We start from the raw sequence: 20,512 nt of genomic DNA, 5'->3' as shown, positions 1-20,512 counted from the left end.
CCCGCACCACGGGAACGTGTGCGCGGGACGCGTACGAGGAATGGGGCGTCGCGGTGGGGTGGCTACTGGGGTCGCCCATGCCGGGACCGCGGTGTCGTGGTTACCGGGCGCGCCACTCCGGAGCGAGGATCGCCCAGAGCTGCGTGCCGTGACGGGTGCCGTCGTACGGCCAGGACTCGCGCTGAACGCCTTCGAGTGTCATGCCGAGCCGTTTGGCCACCGCGGCGCTGCGTTCGTTGTCGGCGCGGCAGTGCCACTCGGCGCGGTGCAGGCCCCGTGTGGTGAACGCCCAGTCCAGCAAGGTGCCGCAGGCCGGTGTGATCAGGCCCTGGCCCTCGGCGTCCGGCTCCAGCCAGCAGCCGATCTCGCAGGAACCGGAAGCGGCGTCGAAGTCCACGAACATCACACCGCCGACGAGCGTGCCGTCGAGCCAGATGCCGTAGAGGCGGCCGCCGTCCGCGGCCTGGCGCTCGGCGTACCGGCGCAGTGTGGCGCGCGCCCCGTCGACGTCGACCGTGACGAACCCCGCACCGACCCACGGCCGGATGTGCTCGCGCGCCCGGTCCAGGTGGGCGGCGAACTCGTCGGCGTGCCATATCTCGAGCGGGGCGAGACGGGCGTCGTCCCGCAGGGGGAGAGAGAACATGAGGACCCCATTCACACAACAAGCGTTTTGGCTATGTACCGTAGCAGCATGCCACGTACCAAGGGGGACCATGAGGCCCGTCGCCGTGACGTCTCCGAGGCGGTCTGGCGGGTGCTGGTCGCGCACGGATTCGGCGGCCTGACCATGCGCGCCGTCGCCGCCGAACTCGACGCGTCCACCGGCCTGCTGACCCACTACTTCCCGGCCAAGCGCGACCTGGTCGCGTACGCCCTCGACCTGCTCGAGCAGCGGACCGTCTCGCGCCCCCGGCCTGCGGCGGGGGAGGGCCTGGCCGCGCTGAAGGCCGCCCTGATGAGCATCCTCCCGCTGACGGGCGAGGCAACCGACAGCAACCGGATCTGGGTGTCCTCCTGGGACACCGCGCTGGCCGACCCCGGGCTGAGTGCCGACTACGCCGGCAAGTACGGGCGAGGCCGCGACAAGCTGCGCGACCTCGTCGAGGCCGCTCAGGAGGCGGGCGAACTGCGCGCCGGGGATCCGGCGCGCATCGCGGCCGGCGCCCAGGCCTTCGTGCTCGGCCTGGTGGTGCAGGCGCTGTTCGACCCCGAGACGTTCCCGCCCCGTCGCCAGGCCGAGCTCCTCGACGACCATCTGGACGCGTTGACCCGCACTCCGTAGCGGGCCGTCGGGGGCTACCGGTTCGCGGGCGGAGCCGTCGACGCGCGCAGGACCGGCCGGGACGGCAGCCGGGAGGTGACCGTGACGTGGTGGCCGCCGAGCAGGTCGATGAGGCGCGTGACGGCGAGTGCGCCCACCTCCTCCACCGGGACGTCGAGCGCGGTCACGGGAGGTGTCGTCGACTTGAGGCTGCTCAGATCGTCGGCCGCGGCCAGACTGACGTCCTCGGGCACCCGGCGATGCGCCGCCGCGAGTCCGTGCAGCAGGCCGAGTGTCAGGTAGCTGTTGTACGCGAGCACGGCCGTGGCCTCGCGCGGGAGGGTGCGGGCGGCCTCGATCCCCGCGTCGAAGGTGGGCGGCAGGGGGCCGAGGACATGCAACTGGGCCTTCGCCTGCTTCGCGCGTTCCCGCAGGATCGCGGACCGCTGCCCGTCGGCCCAGGAGCCCGCGGGGCCCGAGACATACGCGATGTCCCGGTGACCCTGGTCGAGGAGGTGATCCATGAGCTGCGCCAGGCCTGTCGCCGTGTCGGCCACGACTGCGGGCAGCCGGCCCACCTGGCGGTCGACCAGCACGAGAGGCACACGCCGCGCGTGCCCGCAGCGCGGCATCGGTTCCTACCGGCGTGACCATGATCAGCCCGTCGGCCTGTTCCGCGAGGCGCCCGCCGCCACTCCCCTCACGAGCCTCAGGCGCGTTGCCTGCGACTCGGCTTCCAGCCGGGACGCGGGACCGCCGCGCGCAGTGCCTGGGTGTACTCCTCCTGGGGATCGCGCAGCAGATCGCGGGTGTCTCCGCGCTCGACGATCCGGCCGCCGGACATCACGACGGCGATGTCGCTGATCTGGTGGACCACGGCGAGGTCGTGCGAGATGAACACGTAGCTGATGCCGCTGCGTTCGCGGATGTCGGCGAGCAGATTGAGGATCTGCGCCTGGATGGACACATCGAGCGCCGCCACCGCCTCGTCCAGTACGAGGACCTCCGGCTCGACGGCGATGGCGCGGGCGATGGCGACGCGCTGCCGCTGCCCGCCGGAGAGCTGGCGGGGGAGCATGGCCGCGTGCCGCTCGGCCAGTCCGACCGCTTCGAGCAACTCCAGGGCCCGCCTGCGCCGTTCGGCGGGAGTCAGCGGGAAGTGGAGAGCGAGGCTGGTCTCCACGACGTCGCCGATCCGCTGGAGCTTGTCGAGCGACGAGTAGGGGTCCTGGAACACGATCTGGATCTCGCGGGCGCGCCTGCGGCGTTCCGCCGACGACACCCGCCCGTCCCGACGCGGCCGGCCACACACGCTGATCGACCCGCCGGTCGGCGTCTCCAGGCCGACCAGCATCCGTGCGACCGTCGTCTTGCCGGAGCCGGACTCGCCGACGACAGCCAGCGACTGGCCGCGCGAGAGCGTGAAGGACACATCGTCGACGGCGACCGCCTGCCCGAACTGCTTGCGCAGACCCGCCGCCTCGATCACGAAGTCGCTCATGACTCCCCCTGCAAGGTGAGTTCGCCGGCCCGCGTGCACGCCACGCGCGCCCCCTCCAGCTCCACCACGGCCGGCCGCCCCTCCTCGCAGAACGGTCGCGCATGCGCGCACCGCGGGGCGAACGCGCACCCGTCGTCCGCCTCGAAGGCGGCAAGCGGCCGCCCGGGGATGACCGGCAGCCGGTGGACGACCTGATCGATACTCGGCCGCGAGAGCATCAGACCGGAGGTGTACGGGTGACGGGGTGCGGCCGTCAGCGCGCCGGCGGCCTGGGTTTCCACGATCCGGCCCGCGTACATGACGGCGAGCCGGTCGCAGGTGGCCGCCGCCAGCTCCAGGTCATGGGTGATCAGCAGCATGGCCATGGCGCGCTCCCGGCGCAGCTCGTCGAGGATGGCCATGACCTCGGACTGCGTGGTGACGTCCAGGGCCGTGGTGGGCTCGTCGGCAAGGATGAGATCGGGCTCGACGGCAAGGACCGACGCGATCATGACGCGTTGCAGCAGCCCGCCGGACAGCTCGTGCGGGTACTGGCGCATCCGCCGCTCGCCGTCCGCGATGCCGACGTCCGACAGCAGCCGCACCGCCCGCGCCTTCGCCTCGGGGGCGGGCACGTCCAGGTTGGCGATCATGGCTTCGGTGAGGAAGTCGCCGATGCTGCGCACGGGATTGATGTGGGCCCGCGGATCCTGGAAGACCATCGCGATACGCCGGGTCCGCAGGCCGCGCAGCGCCCGCCGGTCCATGCCGGTCACCCGGATCCCGTCGAAGACGATGTCACCGCTGACGCGCGCCCCCGGCGGCGTGAGCCCGAGGATCGTCCGCGCCGTCATGGACTTGCCCGAGCCGGACTCGCCGACCAGTCCGACGGCTTCGCCCCGGCCGATCGACAAGTCGACCTCCTCGACGAGGGGCCGCCACTCCCGGCCGGCCGGTACCGCGAGCCCGAGCCCACGCAGATCGAGCAGACTGCCCCCGGGCAGTCCCGTCTCCGCCGGACTCTTCTCAGGCTGATCCCTCTCACGCTTCAGGAGATTCATCGTCGGTCACCCTCCTCCTTGCCCAGGCGGTCGCCGAGCACGATCACCGCGGCGACCACGAGCACGATCAACAGGCCCGCACCCAGTGCCTCCAGCGGCTGTCCGCGCGTCGCGCTGTCCAGTCCGCTCTTGACCATCAGCCCCCAGTCGGCCGTGGGCGGCTGCACGCCGAGCCCCAGGAAGGAGATCGCCGCGAGGTCGATGACCGCGAAGCCCAGGGCGGACACCGACTGGGCGACGATGATCGGGCGCAGATTGGGCAGCAGGTGCCGTACGCAGATGGCGAACGCGGACCGGCCCTGAACCCAGGCCGCCGCCACATAGGGCATGTTGCGTTCCCGCAGCGCCGCACCGCGCACCACCCGCGCCACGTACGGGGTGTAGGCGACGGCAAGTCCCAGGACGACGCCGGTGACGCCGGGGCCGAGCACGGCCACGGTGATCAGGGCGAAGACGATCCCCGGGACCGCGAACAGCACGTCCAGGAGGCGCGAGACGACCGCGTCCACCTTGCCGCCCGCCCATGCCGCGGTGATCGCCAGCGCGGTGCCCACGACGGTGGACAGACAGATGATGAGGACGGGACCGCTCAACGTCGTACGTGCGCCCCACATCAGCCGTGACAGCACGTCCCGGCCGAGGGCGTCGCCGCCCAGGGGGTGCGCGGCCGAGGACCCGGCCAGCGAGTTGAACAGGTCCGGCTGGTCGGGGTCGTAGGGAGCAATGACGGGCGCGAGCAGCGTGACCGTCAGCACCACGGCGAGCACCGCCGCCGCGGCGACGCCGGGCACGCCGAGCGCTCGCACCGCTCGGGACGGGCTGAACCTGCCGAGGGTCCCGCGGACGCGGGTGGCCACGGCGGTCATCGGGACATCCGCGGGTCGAGGGCTTTGTAGCACAGGTCCACCACGAGGTTGATGAGGACGAAGGCGGCGACGAGAACGAGCACGACGGCCTGCACGACCGCGAAGTCGCGCTGCAGGATCGCCCGTACGAAGAGGGAGCCGAGGCCGTCGAGGGCGAACACGTTCTCCACCACGACCGAGCCGGCGATGAGGCTGGCCACGGTCAGGCCGGTGACGGTGATCACCGGGATCGACGCGTTGCGCAGCACATGCCGCCGGATGACCAGCGCCTCGGCGATTCCCCGGCTGCGGGCGGTCTCCACATGCTCGCGCCCCAGCTCCTCGCGGACCGAGGCGCGGGTGATGCGCGCGAGGAAGGCGGCGCTGCCGAGGCTGAGGGTGATCGCCGGGAGAGTCAGGTGGTACAGCCGGCCGAACAGGCCTTCCCCAGGCCCGAACACCGGGAACCAGCCCAGGCCCAGGGCGAACACGATCACGAGGAGCACGCCGATCACGAAGGTCGGCGTGGCGAGGAACGCCGAGGAGACCGCGCTGATGACGGCGTCCACGCGGCCCCGGCGCAGTCCGGCCAGCACGCCGCCCGCCACACCGACCACGACGATCAGGACGGTGGAGTAGCCGACCAGGAACGCGGTGGTCGCCGCCCGGGCGCCCATCAGGCCCGAGACATGCTGCCGGTACACCAGGGAGCTGCCGAAGTCGCCGCGCACGGCGTCACCGAGCCACGCCGCGTAGCGGACCAGAAAAGGGTCGTCGAGCCGGTACTGGGCCCGGATGGCGGCGATCTGCTCCGGCGTGCCGCTCCGGTTGCCGAGCAGGAACGCCATCGGCCCGCCCGGTACGAGGTAGAGCAGTCCGTAGACGAGGAACGAGGCGACGACCAGGACGACCGCCAGTGCGATCAACTTCCGTACCAGATAGGTGATCACCGGGCCCCCAGCCCTGCGGCCCACGGGTAGTACAGGTAGGGGAAGGACGGCACGGCGCCCGTCACCCGCTTGTTCATGTAGAGGATCACCGGAAGGTTGTTGAGGGGCATCCACACGACGTCGCGGGTCACCTTCTCCTGGATCCCGGTGACGAGCGACGCCCGAGCCGCCGGGTCACCCTCGGCCCGCGCCTTGGTGATCGCGCCGTCAACTGCCTTGTAGCCGTTGAAGTTGGTCCGGCCGCCGTCCCGGAACACGGTGTAGATGTCCAGCGGATCCGGCACGTTGCCGTACCAGGTGCTGAGAAAGGCGTCGATGCCCTTGCGCGCCTTGGGGTCGCTGTAGAGGTTGCCGTACTGCTCGACCGGGACGACCCGGATCTCGATGCTGAGGCCGAGCGCTTCGCCGGTGGCCTTCAGCAGGTTGGCGGTCTGCTCGTGCACGGCCGAACTGCCCTGGACGCCGATGACGATGGGCTTCGTGGGCGAGCCCGCCTGGACGAGAAGCTCCTTGGCCTTCGCGAGATCGGTGGTCTCCGGCGGCAGGGCTTCGTAGGCCTTCTGATACGTCTTGCGCTCGTAGCCCCAGTAGTCGCTGCCCGTCAGCGCCCGTTGCGGGGAAGCCGTTCCCTGGAAGACGACCTTGGAGATCGCCGCGCGGTCCAGCGCGAGCGACAGGGCCTGACGCACTCTCGGGTCGGCGTAGGGCCCGGACTTCGCCGAGCCGAGCAGCGCCCAGAAGGTGAGGGAACGGCCCAGGGTCACCGAGCCGGTGGTGGATTTCTGGAGCTGACCGAGACCCGCGGGCGGCAGATAGAAGTACTGGCCGTCGACCTCGCCGGAGCGCAGGGCGTTGACGGCGGTCGTCTCGTCCGCGATGAACCGCAGGACCAGGGACTCGGACTTGGCCTTGAGGGGCTTGTCCCAGTAGTGGTCGTAGCGCCTGAGCGTCATCGAGTCGCCCGACTTCCAGTCATGGAACCGGAACGGTCCGGTGCACATCACGCCGCTCGACGGCGATCCGAGCGACTTGCCGGCCCTGTCGAGGAACTTCTTCTGTACGACGGCGCCGGCGCCGGTGGCCATCGCCTGGTTGAACAGGGCGTCGGGCTGCTTGAGGGTGACGGTGACCTGCATGGAGCCGGTGGCCCGGACCGACTTGACGGTGTTGAAGTAGTCACCCCACCAGGTGCCGAGCTTCGGGTCGAGGTGCCGTCGCAGGCTCGCCGCGACGTCGTCGGCGGTCAGCGGATCGCCGTTCCAGAACGTCACGCCCTTGCGGATCGTGTACACCCAGGTGGTGGGCGTCGGGTTGGCGGCCTTGACGGCGAGGCCCGGCTCGATCTTGAAGTCCGGGGTCAGCCGCAGCAGGCTCTCGCACATGTTGGCGAGGGCGGTGTTCTCCGCGTAGTTGAAGGAACGGATCGGGTCCAGGGTCTGCGGCTCGTACGGGAGGTTCCACGTCACCTTGCCCAGGCCTTTGGCGGCGGCGGGGGTGGTGGTCTTCAGGTCGAGCTTCACCGGCGAGTCCTGCTGCGCCTGCCGGGTTCCGGCGGTGCAGGCGGCGAGGGTGAGGACGAGCCCGATCACGGGGAGGGTGCGGCGCATCATCGCGAGGCTCCTTCGACGAGACGGTCTCGCTGTCGCCGGCCGTCGACCAGCTGTCCCTTGCGTGCGATCACGCGTCCGCCCCGCACGACCAGGCTCGGCACGGGCCGGTCCACGACGACCTGCGCCACCGAGTCGCCGGGAAGCAGCACGAAGTCGGCGGGGTCGCCGACGCGCAGCTCCGTCCGCTCAAGGCCCAGGAGCGCGGCGCCGCCGTGAGCCACGACCGCGTAGCACGCGGCGAGTTCGGTGTCGGTACGGGCATCGGTGCGGTACGCGAGAAGGTGGGCCCGAGTGATCATGTCGCCGTCGCCGAACGGGGTCCATGGGTCGCGTACGCCGTCGGAGCCCGCCGCGACCAGCACCCCATGCCCGCCCAGGGGACCGAAGGGAACGACGGGGTCGGCTCCCAGGGCACAGGTAGTGAGGGACACCCCCGCCCCGGCGAGGATCTCGCCCATGCGCGCGAGTTCGCCGCCTTCGAGGCCGGCGAGGCAGAAGGCGTGGCTGACGGTGACGCGTCCCTGCATGCCGTGCGCCACCGTACGGCGGGCGATCTCGGTGACCTGCTCGATGCCGGCCGGACCGCCGTCGTGCAGGTGAATGTCGAGCGGGACGGCCGCCCTCTCGGACAGGCCGAACAGGACATCGAGCTGACCGTGCATGTCCCCGTCCACACCCACCGGATCCAGGCCGCCGAGCACGTCGGCGCCCTCGGACAGGGCCTTCTCGAGAAGCCCGGCAGTCCCCGGCTCGGTGAGCAGACCGAGCTGGGGAAAGGCCACCACCTGTACGTCGAGCAGATCGGTGCGGGAGGAGGCGGCGGCACGGACGCCGTGCACATTGGAGAGCCCGTGGACGGGCGCGACGTCGACATGTGCACGCATCGCGCGAGTGCCGCGGGTGACGGCACGGTCCATGAGCGCACCGGCGCGCTCCTCGACCGGCGTCGTCATGCCCGCCCGCGCGGCCACGTCGCCGTCGATCAGGTCCCGCAGGGTCGACGCGGGCTCACGGCTGAGCCAGCTCTGACCCCACGTGGTCTTGTCGGGGTGAATGTGGGCGTCGACCGGCGAGGGCAGGGCCAAGGCGCCGCCACCGTCCACGACTTCGTACTCTTCAGGCAGAGCGGGAGGGGCGATGGCGGCGATACGCCCGTCGGCGACCAGAACGTCGCGGGGCTGCCCGCCGTCCAGACGTATCGCTGTGAACAAGAGGTGCGTCATGACGGCATAACTCCTTCGTTGGAGAAGAACCGATCGCTAGAGTTATCAGGTCATCAGATGACTAGAGAAGGGGTAGGGATGAAAAACGTGGAACGGGCGCCGTCGCTGGTCGACACCGTGATCGCCGCGTTGCGACAGGAGATCGCGACGGGCACCTGGCAGCTCGGCGACAAGATCCCGTCCGAGAGCCGGCTCGCCGAGACGCTGGGCGTCAGCCGCCTGTCGGTACGCGAGGCCGTACGCGTCCTCGTGCACTCGGGTCTGTTGATGACCCGTCAGGGCAACGGGACCTTTGTGACCGCCACCGACGAGGCCCAGGTCGCCCTGCGCCGCCAGCTCGACCGCGCCGCCGCCCAGGACATCATCGACGTACGCCGCGGCCTCGACATCGTCGCCGCCCGGCTCGCCGCGACGAGGCGCACGGCGGACGATCTCCAGCAGATGCGGCAGTCCCTGGACGACCGGGCCGACGCGAGCCGGAACGCCGACGCCGACGCCTTCGCGGACGCCGATGCCGACTTCCACCTCCGCATCGCCGAGGCCTCCCGCAACCCCGTACTGCAGAACCTCTACCGGGGGATGAGCGAGGCTCTGCGCGACAGCGTCAAGGCCGACCAGTGCATGAAGCACACCCTCAGCGGCGCTGACACGTCGCACGAGGACCTGCACCGGGCCGTCAAGGACGGGGACGCGGCCGGCGCGGCTGCCATCGCGATGGCCATCCTCGACCGGCAGGAGCACGGCTGCGACGACCCGGCCGGCCGGCCGTGAGCGGGTCCTCCGTCCTGTGCCGAAGGTGGGGTAAGGCCGAACGACCTGCGACGCGGTGCGAGAATAGGGATCATGGCAGGGGATGACACTTTTGAACCCGAGTCGGAGCGGGTCACGCGTACGCTGCGCGATCAGATTCTCGACGGTGTGCGGGCGCCGGGCAGCAAGCTCGTGGAGCGGGAACTGGCGGCCGAGCTGGGGGTGAGCCGCCTGCCAGTCCGTGACGCCCTGAAGGACCTGGTGAACGAGGGCCTGGTCACGCCGCGCCCGCGGAGCTGGGCCGTGGTGCGTGAGTTCACCGCCTCCGATGTCGAGGATCTGGACGAGGTCAAGGCAGCCCTGGAGATGCTGGCGTTCCGTCTCGCCGCCCAGCGGCGCACCCGCGCGGGACTCGCGCGGCTGCGGGCCGACCTGGACGCCGAGCTGAGGGCGGCGGCCAAGGGGGACGCCGTACCGGCGCGGCGGGCCGCGGCCGACTTCCACGAGACGGTGACGGCGCTGGCGGACAACGAACTGCTGAACGAGCTCGGCCGTACCCTGAGCAGCCGCATGCGATGGCTGCTCGGCCAGCACGACGACATCGCCGGCGTCGCCAAGGAGCACGAGGAGCTGTACGAGGCGATCGAGGCCCGGGACGTGACGCGCGTCGAGGAACTGGCCCTCAAGCACCTGGCGACGGGCCGCAGCGAAGCCGCCGCGCACCGCAGGCGCACCCCGGAGCAGTAGACACACACCTGCGTCCGCCATCACGCACTCCGGCTTCGTACGGGCATCCCCTCCAGTGCGGCATAGGCGATCAGGGCGACGAGCAGGCCGGTGACCGCGTCGGAGAACTGCGGCGCGTACCAGTGCACGAGCCCGCCGGCCGCCGCTCCGGCGGCCCACGCGGCGAACGCGGTGGGACGTACCGCCGCCGCGGCGCGCGCGTCGAGCCGACGGCGCAGGATCACCTGGTCGGCGATCAGCACACCACCGAGCGGTGGGACGAACACGCTGAGGACGACCAGCCAGTCGAGGAAGTGGTCCCAGACACCGGCGAGGGCGGCGACCGTGCCGACGGCCCCCAGGACGAGCGTCATCACGCGCATCCGCGTACGGGTCAGATGCGACCAGCTGAGTGCCCCGTTGTAGAGACAGTGGCTGCAGACCGAGCCGAGGTTGACGAAGACGAACACCGCGGCCAGTACGTCCAGGGCGATGCCGTGACCGCCGGTGAGGATGGGAAGGAAGTTGCCGCCGACCGTGCCGGCCGAGGCGACGGCGCCGGCCGCGACGACGATCCCTCCGGTGACCTGGGCGACGAGACTCGCCACGGGGAACGCGGTGGCCGTCGCGATGACGGCCTGTCTGCCGTTTTTGGACCAGCGGGTGAAGTCGGCCGTCATCGTTCCGGAGTCCGCGAAGGTCGCCATGATGAGGGAGACGGCGGCGCCGAACGTGAGGGCGCTGTTCCCGCCGACGCCCTGGTAGTCGAGGACGGTCGCGAGGTCGTGGTTCCTGGAGACGATCACCAGGGCTATCAGGCCGACGAGGATGAACAGCGGGGCGGCCACCGCGCCCAGCCAGGACAGGGCGCGGATGCCGAGGAACGTGATCGCGACGAAGGCGACCCCGGCGACGGCGGCGACGAGTTGTTCGTGCCAGCCGAACGCCTGGTGGAGGGTGGCACCCGTGGCGCCGGTGTTGAAGGCGAACCAGCCGACGACGACCGTCGCGAGGAAACCGGAGGCGACGACGTGGCCGACCCTCCCGAACGTCTTGGTCGCCTGGAGGGAGAAGCTCTCGCCCGTGCTGCCCGCCCGGTGGCTGAGCAGACCGACGTAGACCAGCATCACGAGGTTCGCGGCGACGATGGCGGCCAGACCGCGCCAGAAGCCCATGAGCGCGACGACGATTCCGCCGGGGACGGCGTTGGTCAGGATCATCGGGAACCCGAACCACACGGCCGACACGGTGAGAAGGGACTTGCGGCTCTCCGTCGGAACGGGAGTGTGCTCGTACTCCGGGTCCAGCTCGAGGCCCGCGTGGGCCGTGTCCGCCGCGGCGGGATCGCGTCTGTTCATCCTTGGCCTCCGTGGGTGGGTCGGCGCGCCGTCAGGCGACCGTGCTGGCAAGGGCCAGGGCTATGGCGGCCTGCTCGAAGACGGCGGCGGGCGGGTGTGTGATGCCGGCGCCGATCATCCCGATGCCCGCTTCCTTGTGGGCGATCGCCGTGTTGATGACCGGCAGGATCCCCGTGGCCAGGACCTTGCGGACGTCTATGCCGGTGGGGATGCCCTGGAACCCCAGGGCGGGGATGGTGGCGTTCGGGTTCTCAGCCGTCGTGATCTCGCCCATGTCCCGGGTGAAGGTGACGGCCTCCCGCACGGTTCCGCCGACGAGCGCGACGATGGCGGGTGCGGTCGCCATGGCGAACCCGCCGAAGCCGTACGTCTCGCTGATCGCGCTGTCACCGATGTCCAGACCGGCGTCCTCGGGCCTGAACCCGGCGAACATCGGCCCGATGACCGGCTGGGCCGGGCCCGTGAGCCACTGGTTCCCGGGCAGGCCGCTGACGCGGAGGCCGAACTCGACGCCGTTACGGGCCATCGTCGTCACGATCGTCGAACCTTCGATGCCGTGAGCGGCGTCCATGGCGGCCTTGGCCATGGCGAGCCACGTGGGTCCGGAGAAGTAGTCCGAACTGGCGATGAAGTCGAAGACCTCCTTCTTCTGCTCGGTGGTGAAGCTCGTCCGCAGCAGGGCGGGAGTGAGGGCCTGAGTGAGGAGCAGAGTGCCCGCGATGTTGCGGTTGTGGCACTCGTCGCCCATGTGCAGCGCCTGGGAGAGCAGAAGGCGCAGGTCGACGGGGCCGCCGATCTCCATGGCCTCCTTGAGCACGGGGCCGAGGACGTCCCGCATCCAGACCAGGCGCTCGATGACGCTCTCGTCGTTCGCCCCCATGCGCAGGATCTTCGCCATCTGCTCGGAGAGATTGGTGAAGGCGGTGTTGCCATGGGTTTCGTTGCGGACGATGTGCATGTACATCGACGCGGACGTGACACCGGCCATCGAACCGACGCAGTCGTGTTCGTGGCAGGGCGAGAAGGTGATCTCGCCGGATGCCGCGAGCCGTTCGGCCTCGTCGAGGTCACGCGCCAGGCCCTCGAACACGAGGGCGCCGGTGACGGCCCCCTTCATGGCGCCCGCCATACGCTCCCAGGTGATCGGCGGTCCGGCGTGCAGGATCGTCGTCGGGGTCATCCCGGGCACCACGTCGACGGCCCGGCCGAAGCCGACCAGCATCGGGCGGGCGCCGATGATGCGTTCGACGGCTTCGGCATTGGCCGCCTCGGTCCGCTCGGCGACGCGCGGGTCCTCCAGCGTGTCGAGTGCCGCGAGGACCTCGGGGCTGCCGCCGCCCGGCGGAGTCCAGTCGAGGGTCGTGGCCTGCGCGCCCTGGGCTGTGAGGTCCCGGTCGAACATGGCCAGTCCGACGTTGACGACGCTGAGGTCGCTGGTGAAGAGGCTGGTGGCCTGAGTGCTCATGCGCGGTGTGCCTTCCGGGCGGTCTCACGGGCGAAGTGGCCCGTCTCGGTGCTGCTGCGGGTGACGGTGACTCCGGCGGCCTCGAGGGCCGCGACCTGTTCCGCGAGGGCCGGGGTGTCGAGGTCGGTGCCCAGGACGTAGCCCACGATCTCCAGGTGACGGCCCGCGTCGGAGGCGATCTTCCTGGCCTGCGCGATGGCGGGGAGCGTGACCCCGACGGGGTCCTCGTGGGCGCCGAAGCCGAGGACGAAGTCCATGAGGATGACGGCTGCTTGGGGGTCCGCGGCCTCCTGGACGAGGCGCGCCAGGCGCAGCGACGGGTCGATCATCGGGTGCGGGCGGCCGTTGGTGAAGTCGTCGTCGCCGAAGTCGAGGAAGGTGTGCCCGACGCTGGGACTGCCGGCCGTGAGACGGCGCTCGGGGTCCTTCTGGATGTTGCTCCATACGTTGTCGCTGACTTCCAGCAGCGCGTACATCGACTCGTCGCACAGGGTCCCGCCGCAGAACAGGCCGCGCACGTAACGCTGTTCAGGCGCGAGCCGGGCGCAGACCTCGTCCACCTGCTTGGCGGCCAGTTCCTCGACGGCAGCATGAGAGTCGAACCCGAGGCGGACGGCCTGGAGCGCCGCGTCCTGGGTGCTCGCGGCGAAGTGTCCGCCGGCCGCGGTCACCGCTTCCTCGGATCCGCCGACGAAGTAGACGACGACGGGCTTGCCCGCGCCCGCGATCTCGGCCAGCACCTTGTCCTGTACAGCCGGGGCGGGCGGCTTGGAGACGAGCACGATCACGCTGGTGCCGGGATCGTCGGCAAGGGCCCGGATCCCGTCGATCATCATGATGCCGCCGACCTGTTCGCTCAGGTCTCGGCCGCCCGTGCCGATGAGCTGCGAGATGCCCGCGCCCAGCGCGTGGATACGGACACTGACCTCCTGTGCCCCGGTGCCGGATGCCGCGACGACACCGACGGTGCCGGGCCGCACGGCGTTCCCGAAACACAGCGCGACGTTGTTGATGATCGCGGTGCCGCAGTCGGGCCCCATCATGAACAGGCCCTTGCTGTGCGCCAGTTGCTTGAGGCGGACCTCTTCCTCGATCGGGACGTTGTCGCTGAAGACCATCACGTGCAGGCCGTTCTCCAGCGCCTTGCGGGCTTCGCGGCCCGCGTACGCGCCGTTGACCGCGACGATCGCGAGGTTCGCCCCGGGGATGCCGCGCGCGGCACTGTCGACCGTCCGGTACGTGACCGTGTCCGCACCGCTCGCACTGGGTGCCTTCTGTACGAGGAGTGCCTCGACCTCCGCCAGCAGCGCTGTCTGATCGGCTCCCTCACCCGCCGCGACGACGATCATGAGATCCCCGGTGCCCGCGGCACCGAGATCCGCCGTGAGCAGGCCGAGGCTGCTCAGCACGCCCTTGTTCATCTCGGTGCCCATGGCTACGAACGCCTGCTCCACGCCGGGCAGTTGATTCGCCCGGGTCGAGACGGACATCAGGGACACCGAGTCGAAGTAGGTGTTCTTCTTGACGACTGCTGTGATGCTCACAGCGAACCTCGCAGTTCTTTCTCCAGGCGAAGCCCGGTCACGAGACCGGACAAGGTGTCGGTGCCGGACGTGTGGCCGATGGCCAGCGCATGTCGGACCGGGGTGCGGATGGATCGCGTCACGTGTACTTCGCCCCACCGGTCGGGGCGGGCCAGCGTGTGCAGGACGTCGAGCAGTGAGTCGCCGGCCCGTCCCGTCAGGGCCTCGTCGAGCGCGGCGAAACCCAACCGCGTGGTGCGGCCGGGGTGTTCGAGCAGGACGCCCTGGAGCGCCCGCCCGAACGGGCCGAGCCCGCTGCCGGGGAGCGAGGACAGCAGGGCCAACGCGGTCAGGAAGTCGTCGCCCGCGGGCGTCAGCCCCGGGCCGAGTCCGAGGAGTGCCAGGACGCCGCCGCGCATGCCGGTGTCGTCCCCGGACCTGATGGCGCGTGTGAGGACGTCGCGCCCATCGGCGAGTGCCCGGGTGACGGCCACCTCCATCGACGACGCGGCGGGAGTCGGACCGAGCATGCCGCCGCGTGAGCCGTGCGCGCGTATCAGCCGGTCGAGAGCCGAGGCGGCGGTCGCGAGTTCGTCCGGGCCGAGCGCCGCGAGCGACGGCAGAATGGGATGCCATTCATTTGCACCTTCCGTACGCACTCGCAGGCGTCCGCGCGCCGCACGGACGGTGATGACCCCCGGCGCGAACTCCACGGTCTGACTCGCCGCGATGCCCCGGTCCGACCAGCCGTCCGCATCGGTGACGAGGGTCCGTGGAGCGTCACCACCGCCTCGTGCGGCGAGGGCGATGAGCCTGTCACCAGGGGTCAGTACATTGACCGTACGGTGGAAGACGCCTTCGACGACGCCTTGCCCGCGAAGTGCGCGCAGGTGCGCGATCAGAGCGGCGTCGCCGGACACGGCGCGCAGCTCGGTGGCTGTACACAGAGAAGTCACTGCACTCTCCTCGCCCTCACCGTGCCCATGGGGCGTGATGGGTTCCCCTCAACATTCGCTCACTGGTATACCATTTGACAATGGGGAAGCGAACAAGTCTGTGGAGGGAATCCATGCGCATCGTCGTGGCTCTCGGAGGCAACGCGCTGGCCCGTCGGGGAGAGCCGATGACCGCCGACCATCTGCGCGCGAACGTGAGGTCCACGTGCGAGGCACTGGCCGGCCTCGCACGTCAGCACGAGCTCGTCATCACTCACGGGAACGGACCCCAGGTGGGTCTGCTCGCTCTGCAGAACCTCGCCTACCAGGACGTGGCGGCGTACCCGCTGGACATCCTCGGTGCGGAGACGCAGGGCATGATCGGTTACGTCATCCAGCAGGAGCTCTCCAACGCTCTCGCCGGGGAGCGCGAGGTGGCGGCGGTCGTCACGACCACCGAGGTCGACGAGGCGGACCCGGCGTTCGAGCGCCCGACGAAGCTGATCGGCCCCCAGTACTCCGCGCAGGACGCCGCTGAGGCGGCGGCCGAGTACCGGTGGACGATCGCGCGCGACGGTGCGGCGTTCCGGCGCGTGGTGCCGTCTCCCGTCCCGCGGCGCATCGTCCAGGCACCGCTGGTGCGGATGCTCCTGGAGAACGGCCGGCTCGTCGTCTGTGTCGGTGGCGGAGGCGTGCCCGTGAAGATCGACGGCAAGGGTCGCCAGACCGGCATGCAGGCCGTGGTGGACAAGGACCTCGCCAGCGCGGCACTCGCGGCCGAGCTCAAGGCGGACATGCTGGTCATGCTCACGGACGGCGACTACGTCAGTGAGAATTGGGGGACGCCCGAGCAGCGGGACATCCTGACGGCATCCCCGGAAGCGATCTCCGAACTGGCCTTCGCCGAGGGGTCCATGAAGCCGAAGGTCGACGCCGCGGTGCGGGTCGCGAAGGCCGGCGGACGCGCGCTCATCGGACCGCTCGAACGGATCGACGACCTGTTGGAGCGCCGGGTGGGCACGGAGATCCGGGCCGATGTCGCGGACGGAATCGTCTTCGCCTGAGCCGAGGGAGCCTGTTGAGGAATTCACGGACGGTAGTGGTCCGGCTGCCCGCTGGGGGAGTCGGACCACACCTTCGGGATTACCTTCTATTTCTCCGCGTCAAGCGCCGCGACTTCCGCTTCCCTGCCTTTTTGCGAGCCCTTCAGGATTGCGGTGCAAAGTATTTGCGTGCGCATATACGCGGGTAGATTGACGGCCGGCCAGCGTGGCCGTCGCGACCGCGGCCAGGAGGAGCAGGGCCAGGGGGATCCAGATGGCCGAGGTGAAGCCGTGCAGCGCGGCGGCGCGCCGGCTCCCGTGGAAGGCCGCTGCCGCGCTCGCGGCCACTGTGTTGAACACGGCGGACCCGATGGAACCGCCCATCTGCTGCGCGGAGTTGACCGTCGCCGAGGCGATGCCGGAGTCCTGCGGGGGCACGTCGGAGGTGGCGCCGGTCATGATGGCCAGGAAGCTGCCACCCTGGCCGACGCTGAAGGTGATCAGCGCGGGGAGGACGTGCGCGGCGTACGTGGAATGCGGGTCCAGGAGCGTGAGCTGGAACAGCCCGCACGCCGCGATGCACAGCCCGGCCGTCATCATCACGCGCGGTCCGAGCCTGGGCAGCAGGCGGGTGCCGAGCTGGGTGGCGGTCGCGGTGGTGACGAGACTGATGGGCAGGAAGCCCAGGCCGGCGGCCAGGGCGGACCAGTCGAGAACGGTCTGCAGGTAGTACGTGAGATACAGCGCGACGGACAGCTGGCCCGCCATCAGTGAGCTGCCGGCAAGGAGTGAGGCGACTCGGCGGCGGTCGCGCATCAGCCGCGGAGGCAGCAGCGGTGCGGCGGCCCGCGTCTGCCACCAGGCGAAAGCCGTCAACAGCACGGCCCCGGCGAGCAGCACGCCGAGTACGCCGGGAGACGTCCAGCCCTGAGCCTCCGCCTGGCTGCACCCGTACACCACCGTCGTCAGGCCACCGCACCCGAGCACCGCTCCCGCGATGTCGATGCGGCCGGTCAGGCGCTGGGCGCGGTCGCGCGGTGTCCACAGCGTGCCGAGCAGGGCGGCGAGGGCGATGGGTACGTTGACCAGCAGGCACCAGCGCCAGCCGAGCCACTGGGTGAGCAGCCCGCCCAGGACGACGCCGAGGGAGGCGCCGGCCCCGCCGAGAGCGCCGAAGACGGCGATGGCCTTCCGGCGTTCGCGCGGGTCGGTGAAGGTCGTGGCCACCAGGGCGAGGGCCGAGGCCGCCAGCAGTGCGGCGAAGGCGCCCTGTACGGCGCGGGCGGCGAACAGAGCCTGCGCCGTGGGAGCGGCTCCCGCCGCCGCCGAGGCGACCGCGAAACCGAGCAGGCCCGAGGCGAAGGCGCGCTTGCGGCCCGCATGGTCGGCGATGCGGCCCGCGAGCAGGAGCAGCCCGCCGAACGCGACCGTGTAAGAGGTGACGACCCATGGGCGATCGCCGTCCGCCATGCCCAACTCCGTCTGGATGGACGGCAGGGCCACGTTCACGATGGTGCTGTCCAGCAGGATCATCAGCTGGGCCAGGCCGAGGACGCACAGGGCCCACCAGCGCCGGGGATCCGGGGGCTGTTCCTTCTGGGTGCCGGGCGAGGGCGGTGGAGCTGGCATGCAGATTTTGTATACCAAAACACAGGTGAACGTAAAGGTCACACCCATGGATCCGGTGTGACCCATGTACTGGTATGCAAAAAGCCTGCTCGCGGGCGTGTGGGGTGGCAATGGGCGGTTCGCGGGCCTGCGCCGCCCGGAAACAATTTGCTCACGCAATCTTCACGCCGTGAGAGATGTCACGATGGAGCGTTGCGCGGCTGCGCATAAATTCTGGGCAGCGACCTATTGACCGCCCCTACCGCCCCCCGTAATCTCCCGTTCCGAAACAAGGAAAGTTAATTCCGCAATACGGAAACGCCGGGAGTGTGTCATGGCCGCCGTGCACAAAACGCCACCCACCGCTGCGGTCGACGGGAAACCCCGGACGAGCCCCGGGCTGTACAGCCCCGACCTCGCCCCCACGAAGAAGGAAGGTCGTCGCTGGGGCGCGTACAACGTCTTCACCCTCTGGGGCAACGACGTGCACAGCCTCGGCAACTACGCTTTCGCGATAGGCCTGTTCGCCCTGGGGATGAGCGTCTGGAACATCCTGGCCGCCTTCGCGATCGCGTCAGCGCTGCTCTTCCTGCTCCTGACCCTCTCGGGATACATGGGCAGCAAGACGGGTGTCCCGTTCCCCGTCATGAGCCGCATCTCCTTCGGCGTCAAGGGAGCGCAGATCCCGGCCGTCGTCCGTGGCGTCGTGGCCATCGCGTGGTTCGGCATCCAGACGTACCTGGCGGCGTCCGTGCTGGGCGCGCTCGTCAAGGTGCTCTTCCCCGGCCTGCGCTCGCTCGACGAGAACTCGATCCTCGGGCTGTCGACCCTGGGCTGGGCAACGTTCCTGACCCTGTGGGTCATTCAGGTCGTCATCGTCAGCTACGGCATGGAACTCATCCGCAAGTACATGGCGTTCGCGGCGCCGACGATCCTGATCACCATGTCCGCGCTGGCGATCTGGATGTTCATCCGCGCCGACGGCTCCATCGCCCTGTCGACGGGGCACGCGCCGAGCGGCCTCGACATGTGGCGCCAGATCTTCGAGAGCGCCGCACTCTGGGTCGTCATCTACGGCACCTTCGTGCTCAACTTCTGTGACTTCACCCGCTCCGCGAAGAGCCGTCGGGCGATCGTGCGCGGCAACCTCGTCGGCATCCCGGTGAACATGCTGTTCTTCGCCGGCATCGTGGTCGTGCTCAGCGGGGCCCAGTTCAAGCTGAACGGCGAGGTCATCACCGGGCCCGAGGACATCGTGCGCTCGATCCCCAACACGTACCTGATGGCGGCGGCCTCACTCGCGTTCATCACGCTGACGATCGCGGTGAACCTCATGGCGAACTTCGTGGCGCCCATCTACGCCCTCGTCAACCTCTTCCCGCGCACGCTCGACTTCCGCCGCAGCGGCGTGGTGAGCGCCGTCATCGGCCTGGTCATCCTGCCGTGGAACCTCTACGACAACCCGACCGTCGTGAACTACTTCCTGGGCGGCCTCGGAGCACTGCTCGGCCCCGTCTTCGGCGTCGTCATGGCGGACTACTGGTTGGTCCGCCGGACCCGTGTGAACGTCCCCGACCTCTACACCGACGACCGGCAGGGCGACTACTTCTACCAGCGCGGGTTCCACCTGAAGGCCATCGGCGCCTTCGTGCCCGCCGCGGCCGTCGCCGTCGTCATCGCGCTCGTCCCCGCCTTCAAGTCCGTTTCGGGGTTCTCCTGGTTCATCGGCGCGGTCCTCTCCGCCGTCGTCTACCTGGTCCTCGCCGACCGCAAGCAGGCGACCCGGGACGTCGACGGTGAGGCCATCGCGGTCGACGCCGCCTGACGACTCCGCGCCACGCCCCCGCACCACCCTCGTACCACCTTCGGCCCAGGCCGGCCTCAGCAGAGAAAGCCAAGAAATGCGCATCCTCGTCGTCAATGTCAACACCACCGCCTCGATGACCGAGAGCATCGGCGCCCAGGCCGCCGCCGTCGCCTCACCGGGCACGGAGATCGTGCCCCTCACCCCGCCGTTCGGGGCCGAGTCCGTGGAGGGCAACTACGAGAGCTACCTCGCGGCCGTCGCCGTGATGGAGGCGGTCCGCTCCTATCCGCACCCCTTCGACGCCGTCATCCAGGCCGGGTACGGCGAGCACGGTCGCGAGGGGCTCCAGGAACTCCTCGACGTTCCCGTCGTCGACATCACGGAAGCCGCCGCGAGCACCGCGCAGTTCCTCGGCCACCGCTACTCGGTGGTCACCACGCTCGACCGGACCGTGCCGCTCATCGAGGACCGCCTCAAGCTCGCGGGTCTCGCCGACCGCTGCGCGTCGGTGCGGGCCAGCGGAATGGCCGTACTCGACCTGGAGAGCGACGCGGAAGCCGCCGTCGAGGCCATCGTGGAACAGGCGGCCCAGGCAGTCGAACGTGACAAGGCCGAAGTGATCTGCCTCGGTTGCGGCGGCATGGCCGGACTCACGGAGCGCGTCGTCGAGCGCACGGGTGTCCCCGTCGTCGACGGCGTCGCGGCGGCCGTCACCATCGCCGAGTCGCTCGTCCGCCTCGGCCTCTCCACCTCGAAGGTGCGCACGTACGCGGCGCCGCGTACGAAGGCCATCAGGAACTGGCCGCCGCGGGCCGCCTGAACAAGGGGCCGGGCCCGCTTCGCGCGGTGACGTCATGCGGGCGG

General features: G+C 70.2%; 19 protein-coding genes. 6 read left to right on the top strand and 13 right to left on the bottom strand.

Annotated elements, in window-relative coordinates:
• Nucleotides 1-100: 100 nt before the first annotated feature.
• Entirely contained in the window at nucleotides 101-646 is a 546-nt protein-coding gene (locus ACZ67T_RS16975) for a GNAT family N-acetyltransferase (protein ID WP_469984736.1), read from the bottom strand.
• A 48-nt stretch (nucleotides 647-694) separates the two neighbouring features.
• On the opposite strand from ACZ67T_RS16975, the gene ACZ67T_RS16970 reads away from it, so the two are divergent.
• Nucleotides 695-1,285: a TetR/AcrR family transcriptional regulator gene (locus tag ACZ67T_RS16970; RefSeq protein ID WP_469984734.1), complete on the top strand. Its 591-nt coding sequence runs from the start codon at nucleotides 695-697 to the stop codon at nucleotides 1,283-1,285.
• 14 nt (nucleotides 1,286-1,299) lie between these two features.
• Here the strand turns inward: ACZ67T_RS16970 and ACZ67T_RS16965 are convergent, their stop codons facing one another.
• The 7 genes from ACZ67T_RS16965 to ACZ67T_RS16935 form a co-directional block, all read right to left on the bottom strand.
• Nucleotides 1,300-1,869: a LacI family DNA-binding transcriptional regulator gene (locus tag ACZ67T_RS16965; RefSeq protein WP_469984732.1), complete on the bottom strand. Its 570-nt coding sequence runs from the start codon at nucleotides 1,867-1,869 to the stop codon at nucleotides 1,300-1,302.
• A gap of 104 nt (nucleotides 1,870-1,973) precedes the next feature.
• Nucleotides 1,974-2,765: an ABC transporter ATP-binding protein gene (locus tag ACZ67T_RS16960; RefSeq protein ID WP_469984730.1), complete on the bottom strand. Its 792-nt coding sequence runs from the start codon at nucleotides 2,763-2,765 to the stop codon at nucleotides 1,974-1,976.
• A complete protein-coding gene (locus tag ACZ67T_RS16955) occupies nucleotides 2,762-3,805 on the bottom strand; it encodes an ABC transporter ATP-binding protein (RefSeq protein WP_469984729.1) in 1,044 nt (347 codons plus the stop codon). Before ACZ67T_RS16955 ends, ACZ67T_RS16960 begins: the two co-directional genes overlap by 4 nt.
• Entirely contained in the window at nucleotides 3,802-4,671 is an 870-nt protein-coding gene (locus tag ACZ67T_RS16950; protein ID WP_469984728.1) for an ABC transporter permease, read from the bottom strand. The genes ACZ67T_RS16955 and ACZ67T_RS16950 overlap by 4 nt, the downstream gene beginning before the upstream one ends.
• On the bottom strand, nucleotides 4,668-5,600 hold the full coding sequence (locus tag ACZ67T_RS16945) for an ABC transporter permease (RefSeq protein ID WP_469984727.1): 933 nt from the start codon (nucleotides 5,598-5,600) through the stop codon (nucleotides 4,668-4,670). Before ACZ67T_RS16945 ends, ACZ67T_RS16950 begins: the two co-directional genes overlap by 4 nt.
• The gene (locus tag ACZ67T_RS16940) at nucleotides 5,597-7,210 is read right to left on the bottom strand and encodes an ABC transporter substrate-binding protein (RefSeq protein ID WP_469984726.1); all 1,614 of its coding nucleotides are present in this window, start codon (nucleotides 7,208-7,210) and stop codon (nucleotides 5,597-5,599) included. Before ACZ67T_RS16940 ends, ACZ67T_RS16945 begins: the two co-directional genes overlap by 4 nt.
• Nucleotides 7,207-8,433, bottom strand: a complete 1,227-nt coding sequence (locus ACZ67T_RS16935; protein ID WP_469984725.1) for an amidohydrolase family protein — start codon at nucleotides 8,431-8,433, stop codon at nucleotides 7,207-7,209. The genes ACZ67T_RS16940 and ACZ67T_RS16935 overlap by 4 nt, the downstream gene beginning before the upstream one ends.
• Nucleotides 8,434-8,511: 78 nt before the next feature.
• Between ACZ67T_RS16935 and ACZ67T_RS16930 the strand changes: the two genes are divergently transcribed.
• Both ACZ67T_RS16930 and ACZ67T_RS16925 read left to right on the top strand, forming a co-directional pair.
• Nucleotides 8,512-9,204: a FadR/GntR family transcriptional regulator gene (locus ACZ67T_RS16930; protein ID WP_469984723.1), complete on the top strand. Its 693-nt coding sequence runs from the start codon at nucleotides 8,512-8,514 to the stop codon at nucleotides 9,202-9,204.
• Between the two features lie 72 nt (nucleotides 9,205-9,276).
• Nucleotides 9,277-9,930 carry a GntR family transcriptional regulator gene (locus ACZ67T_RS16925; protein WP_469984722.1) on the top strand — a complete coding sequence of 218 codons (654 nt, stop codon included), beginning with the start codon at nucleotides 9,277-9,279 and terminating at the stop codon, nucleotides 9,928-9,930.
• A gap of 20 nt (nucleotides 9,931-9,950) precedes the next feature.
• Here ACZ67T_RS16925 and ACZ67T_RS16920 read toward each other — a convergent pair whose 3' ends face one another.
• The 4 genes from ACZ67T_RS16920 to ACZ67T_RS16905 are packed head-to-tail and all read right to left on the bottom strand — an operon-like array spanning nucleotide 9,951 to nucleotide 15,211.
• The gene (locus tag ACZ67T_RS16920; RefSeq protein WP_469984721.1) at nucleotides 9,951-11,267 is read right to left on the bottom strand and encodes a cytosine permease; all 1,317 of its coding nucleotides are present in this window, start codon (nucleotides 11,265-11,267) and stop codon (nucleotides 9,951-9,953) included.
• A gap of 31 nt (nucleotides 11,268-11,298) precedes the next feature.
• Nucleotides 11,299-12,732, bottom strand: coding sequence for a YlbE family protein (locus ACZ67T_RS16915; RefSeq protein ID WP_469984719.1), 1,434 nt, complete (start codon nucleotides 12,730-12,732; stop codon nucleotides 11,299-11,301).
• Nucleotides 12,729-14,276, bottom strand: a complete 1,548-nt coding sequence (gene fdrA, locus ACZ67T_RS16910) for an acyl-CoA synthetase FdrA (RefSeq protein ID WP_469984717.1) — start codon at nucleotides 14,274-14,276, stop codon at nucleotides 12,729-12,731. The genes ACZ67T_RS16915 and fdrA overlap by 4 nt, the downstream gene beginning before the upstream one ends.
• A complete protein-coding gene (locus ACZ67T_RS16905) occupies nucleotides 14,273-15,211 on the bottom strand; it encodes an oxamate carbamoyltransferase subunit AllH family protein (RefSeq protein ID WP_469984715.1) in 939 nt (312 codons plus the stop codon). The genes fdrA and ACZ67T_RS16905 overlap by 4 nt, the downstream gene beginning before the upstream one ends.
• A gap of 113 nt (nucleotides 15,212-15,324) precedes the next feature.
• On the opposite strand from ACZ67T_RS16905, the gene arcC reads away from it, so the two are divergent.
• Entirely contained in the window at nucleotides 15,325-16,254 is a 930-nt protein-coding gene (gene arcC, locus ACZ67T_RS16900; RefSeq protein ID WP_469984712.1) for a carbamate kinase, read from the top strand.
• Nucleotides 16,255-16,353: 99 nt separating this feature from the next.
• On the opposite strand, the gene ACZ67T_RS16895 is transcribed toward arcC, so the two are convergent.
• Nucleotides 16,354-17,862 (bottom strand): MFS transporter, encoded by a 1,509-nt coding sequence (locus ACZ67T_RS16895; RefSeq protein ID WP_469984710.1) that lies wholly within the window; start codon nucleotides 17,860-17,862, stop codon nucleotides 16,354-16,356.
• A gap of 313 nt (nucleotides 17,863-18,175) precedes the next feature.
• Between ACZ67T_RS16895 and ACZ67T_RS16890 the strand changes: the two genes are divergently transcribed.
• Together ACZ67T_RS16890 and ACZ67T_RS16885 are read left to right on the top strand one after the other, a co-directional pair.
• The gene (locus tag ACZ67T_RS16890; RefSeq protein WP_469984709.1) at nucleotides 18,176-19,666 is read left to right on the top strand and encodes an NCS1 family nucleobase:cation symporter-1; all 1,491 of its coding nucleotides are present in this window, start codon (nucleotides 18,176-18,178) and stop codon (nucleotides 19,664-19,666) included.
• A gap of 76 nt (nucleotides 19,667-19,742) precedes the next feature.
• Complete coding sequence (locus tag ACZ67T_RS16885) at nucleotides 19,743-20,468, top strand: aspartate/glutamate racemase family protein (protein WP_469984707.1); 726 nt, start codon at nucleotides 19,743-19,745, stop codon at nucleotides 20,466-20,468.
• Nucleotides 20,469-20,512: the final 44 nt, after the last annotated feature.

Source organism: Streptomyces sp. NPDC107517, from assembly GCF_055582645.1.
The sequence above is the reverse complement of the archived record's forward strand: the minus strand, read 5'-3'. Positions and strand labels throughout refer to the sequence as shown.

Bases quoted from the DNA above. Each gene is read 5' to 3' on its own strand.
- ACZ67T_RS16890 (WP_469984709.1), top strand. From the start codon at position 18,176: ATGGCCGCCGTGCACAAAACGCCACCCACCGCTGCGGTCGACGGGAAA.
- ACZ67T_RS16975 (WP_469984736.1), bottom strand. From the start codon at position 646: ATGTTCTCTCTCCCCCTGCGGGACGACGCCCGTCTCGCCCCGCTCGAG.
- ACZ67T_RS16960 (WP_469984730.1), bottom strand. From the start codon at position 2,765: ATGAGCGACTTCGTGATCGAGGCGGCGGGTCTGCGCAAGCAGTTCGGG.
- arcC (WP_469984712.1), top strand. From the start codon at position 15,325: ATGCGCATCGTCGTGGCTCTCGGAGGCAACGCGCTGGCCCGTCGGGGA.
- ACZ67T_RS16915 (WP_469984719.1), bottom strand. From the start codon at position 12,732: ATGAGCACTCAGGCCACCAGCCTCTTCACCAGCGACCTCAGCGTCGTC.
- ACZ67T_RS16940 (WP_469984726.1), bottom strand. From the start codon at position 7,210: ATGATGCGCCGCACCCTCCCCGTGATCGGGCTCGTCCTCACCCTCGCC.
- ACZ67T_RS16885 (WP_469984707.1), top strand. From the start codon at position 19,743: ATGCGCATCCTCGTCGTCAATGTCAACACCACCGCCTCGATGACCGAG.
- ACZ67T_RS16930 (WP_469984723.1), top strand. From the start codon at position 8,512: ATGAAAAACGTGGAACGGGCGCCGTCGCTGGTCGACACCGTGATCGCC.
- ACZ67T_RS16895 (WP_469984710.1), bottom strand. From the start codon at position 17,862: ATGCCAGCTCCACCGCCCTCGCCCGGCACCCAGAAGGAACAGCCCCCG.
- ACZ67T_RS16955 (WP_469984729.1), bottom strand. From the start codon at position 3,805: ATGAATCTCCTGAAGCGTGAGAGGGATCAGCCTGAGAAGAGTCCGGCG.
- ACZ67T_RS16925 (WP_469984722.1), top strand. From the start codon at position 9,277: ATGGCAGGGGATGACACTTTTGAACCCGAGTCGGAGCGGGTCACGCGT.
- ACZ67T_RS16950 (WP_469984728.1), bottom strand. From the start codon at position 4,671: ATGACCGCCGTGGCCACCCGCGTCCGCGGGACCCTCGGCAGGTTCAGC.
- ACZ67T_RS16920 (WP_469984721.1), bottom strand. From the start codon at position 11,267: ATGAACAGACGCGATCCCGCCGCGGCGGACACGGCCCACGCGGGCCTC.
- ACZ67T_RS16970 (WP_469984734.1), top strand. From the start codon at position 695: ATGCCACGTACCAAGGGGGACCATGAGGCCCGTCGCCGTGACGTCTCC.
- ACZ67T_RS16935 (WP_469984725.1), bottom strand. From the start codon at position 8,433: ATGACGCACCTCTTGTTCACAGCGATACGTCTGGACGGCGGGCAGCCC.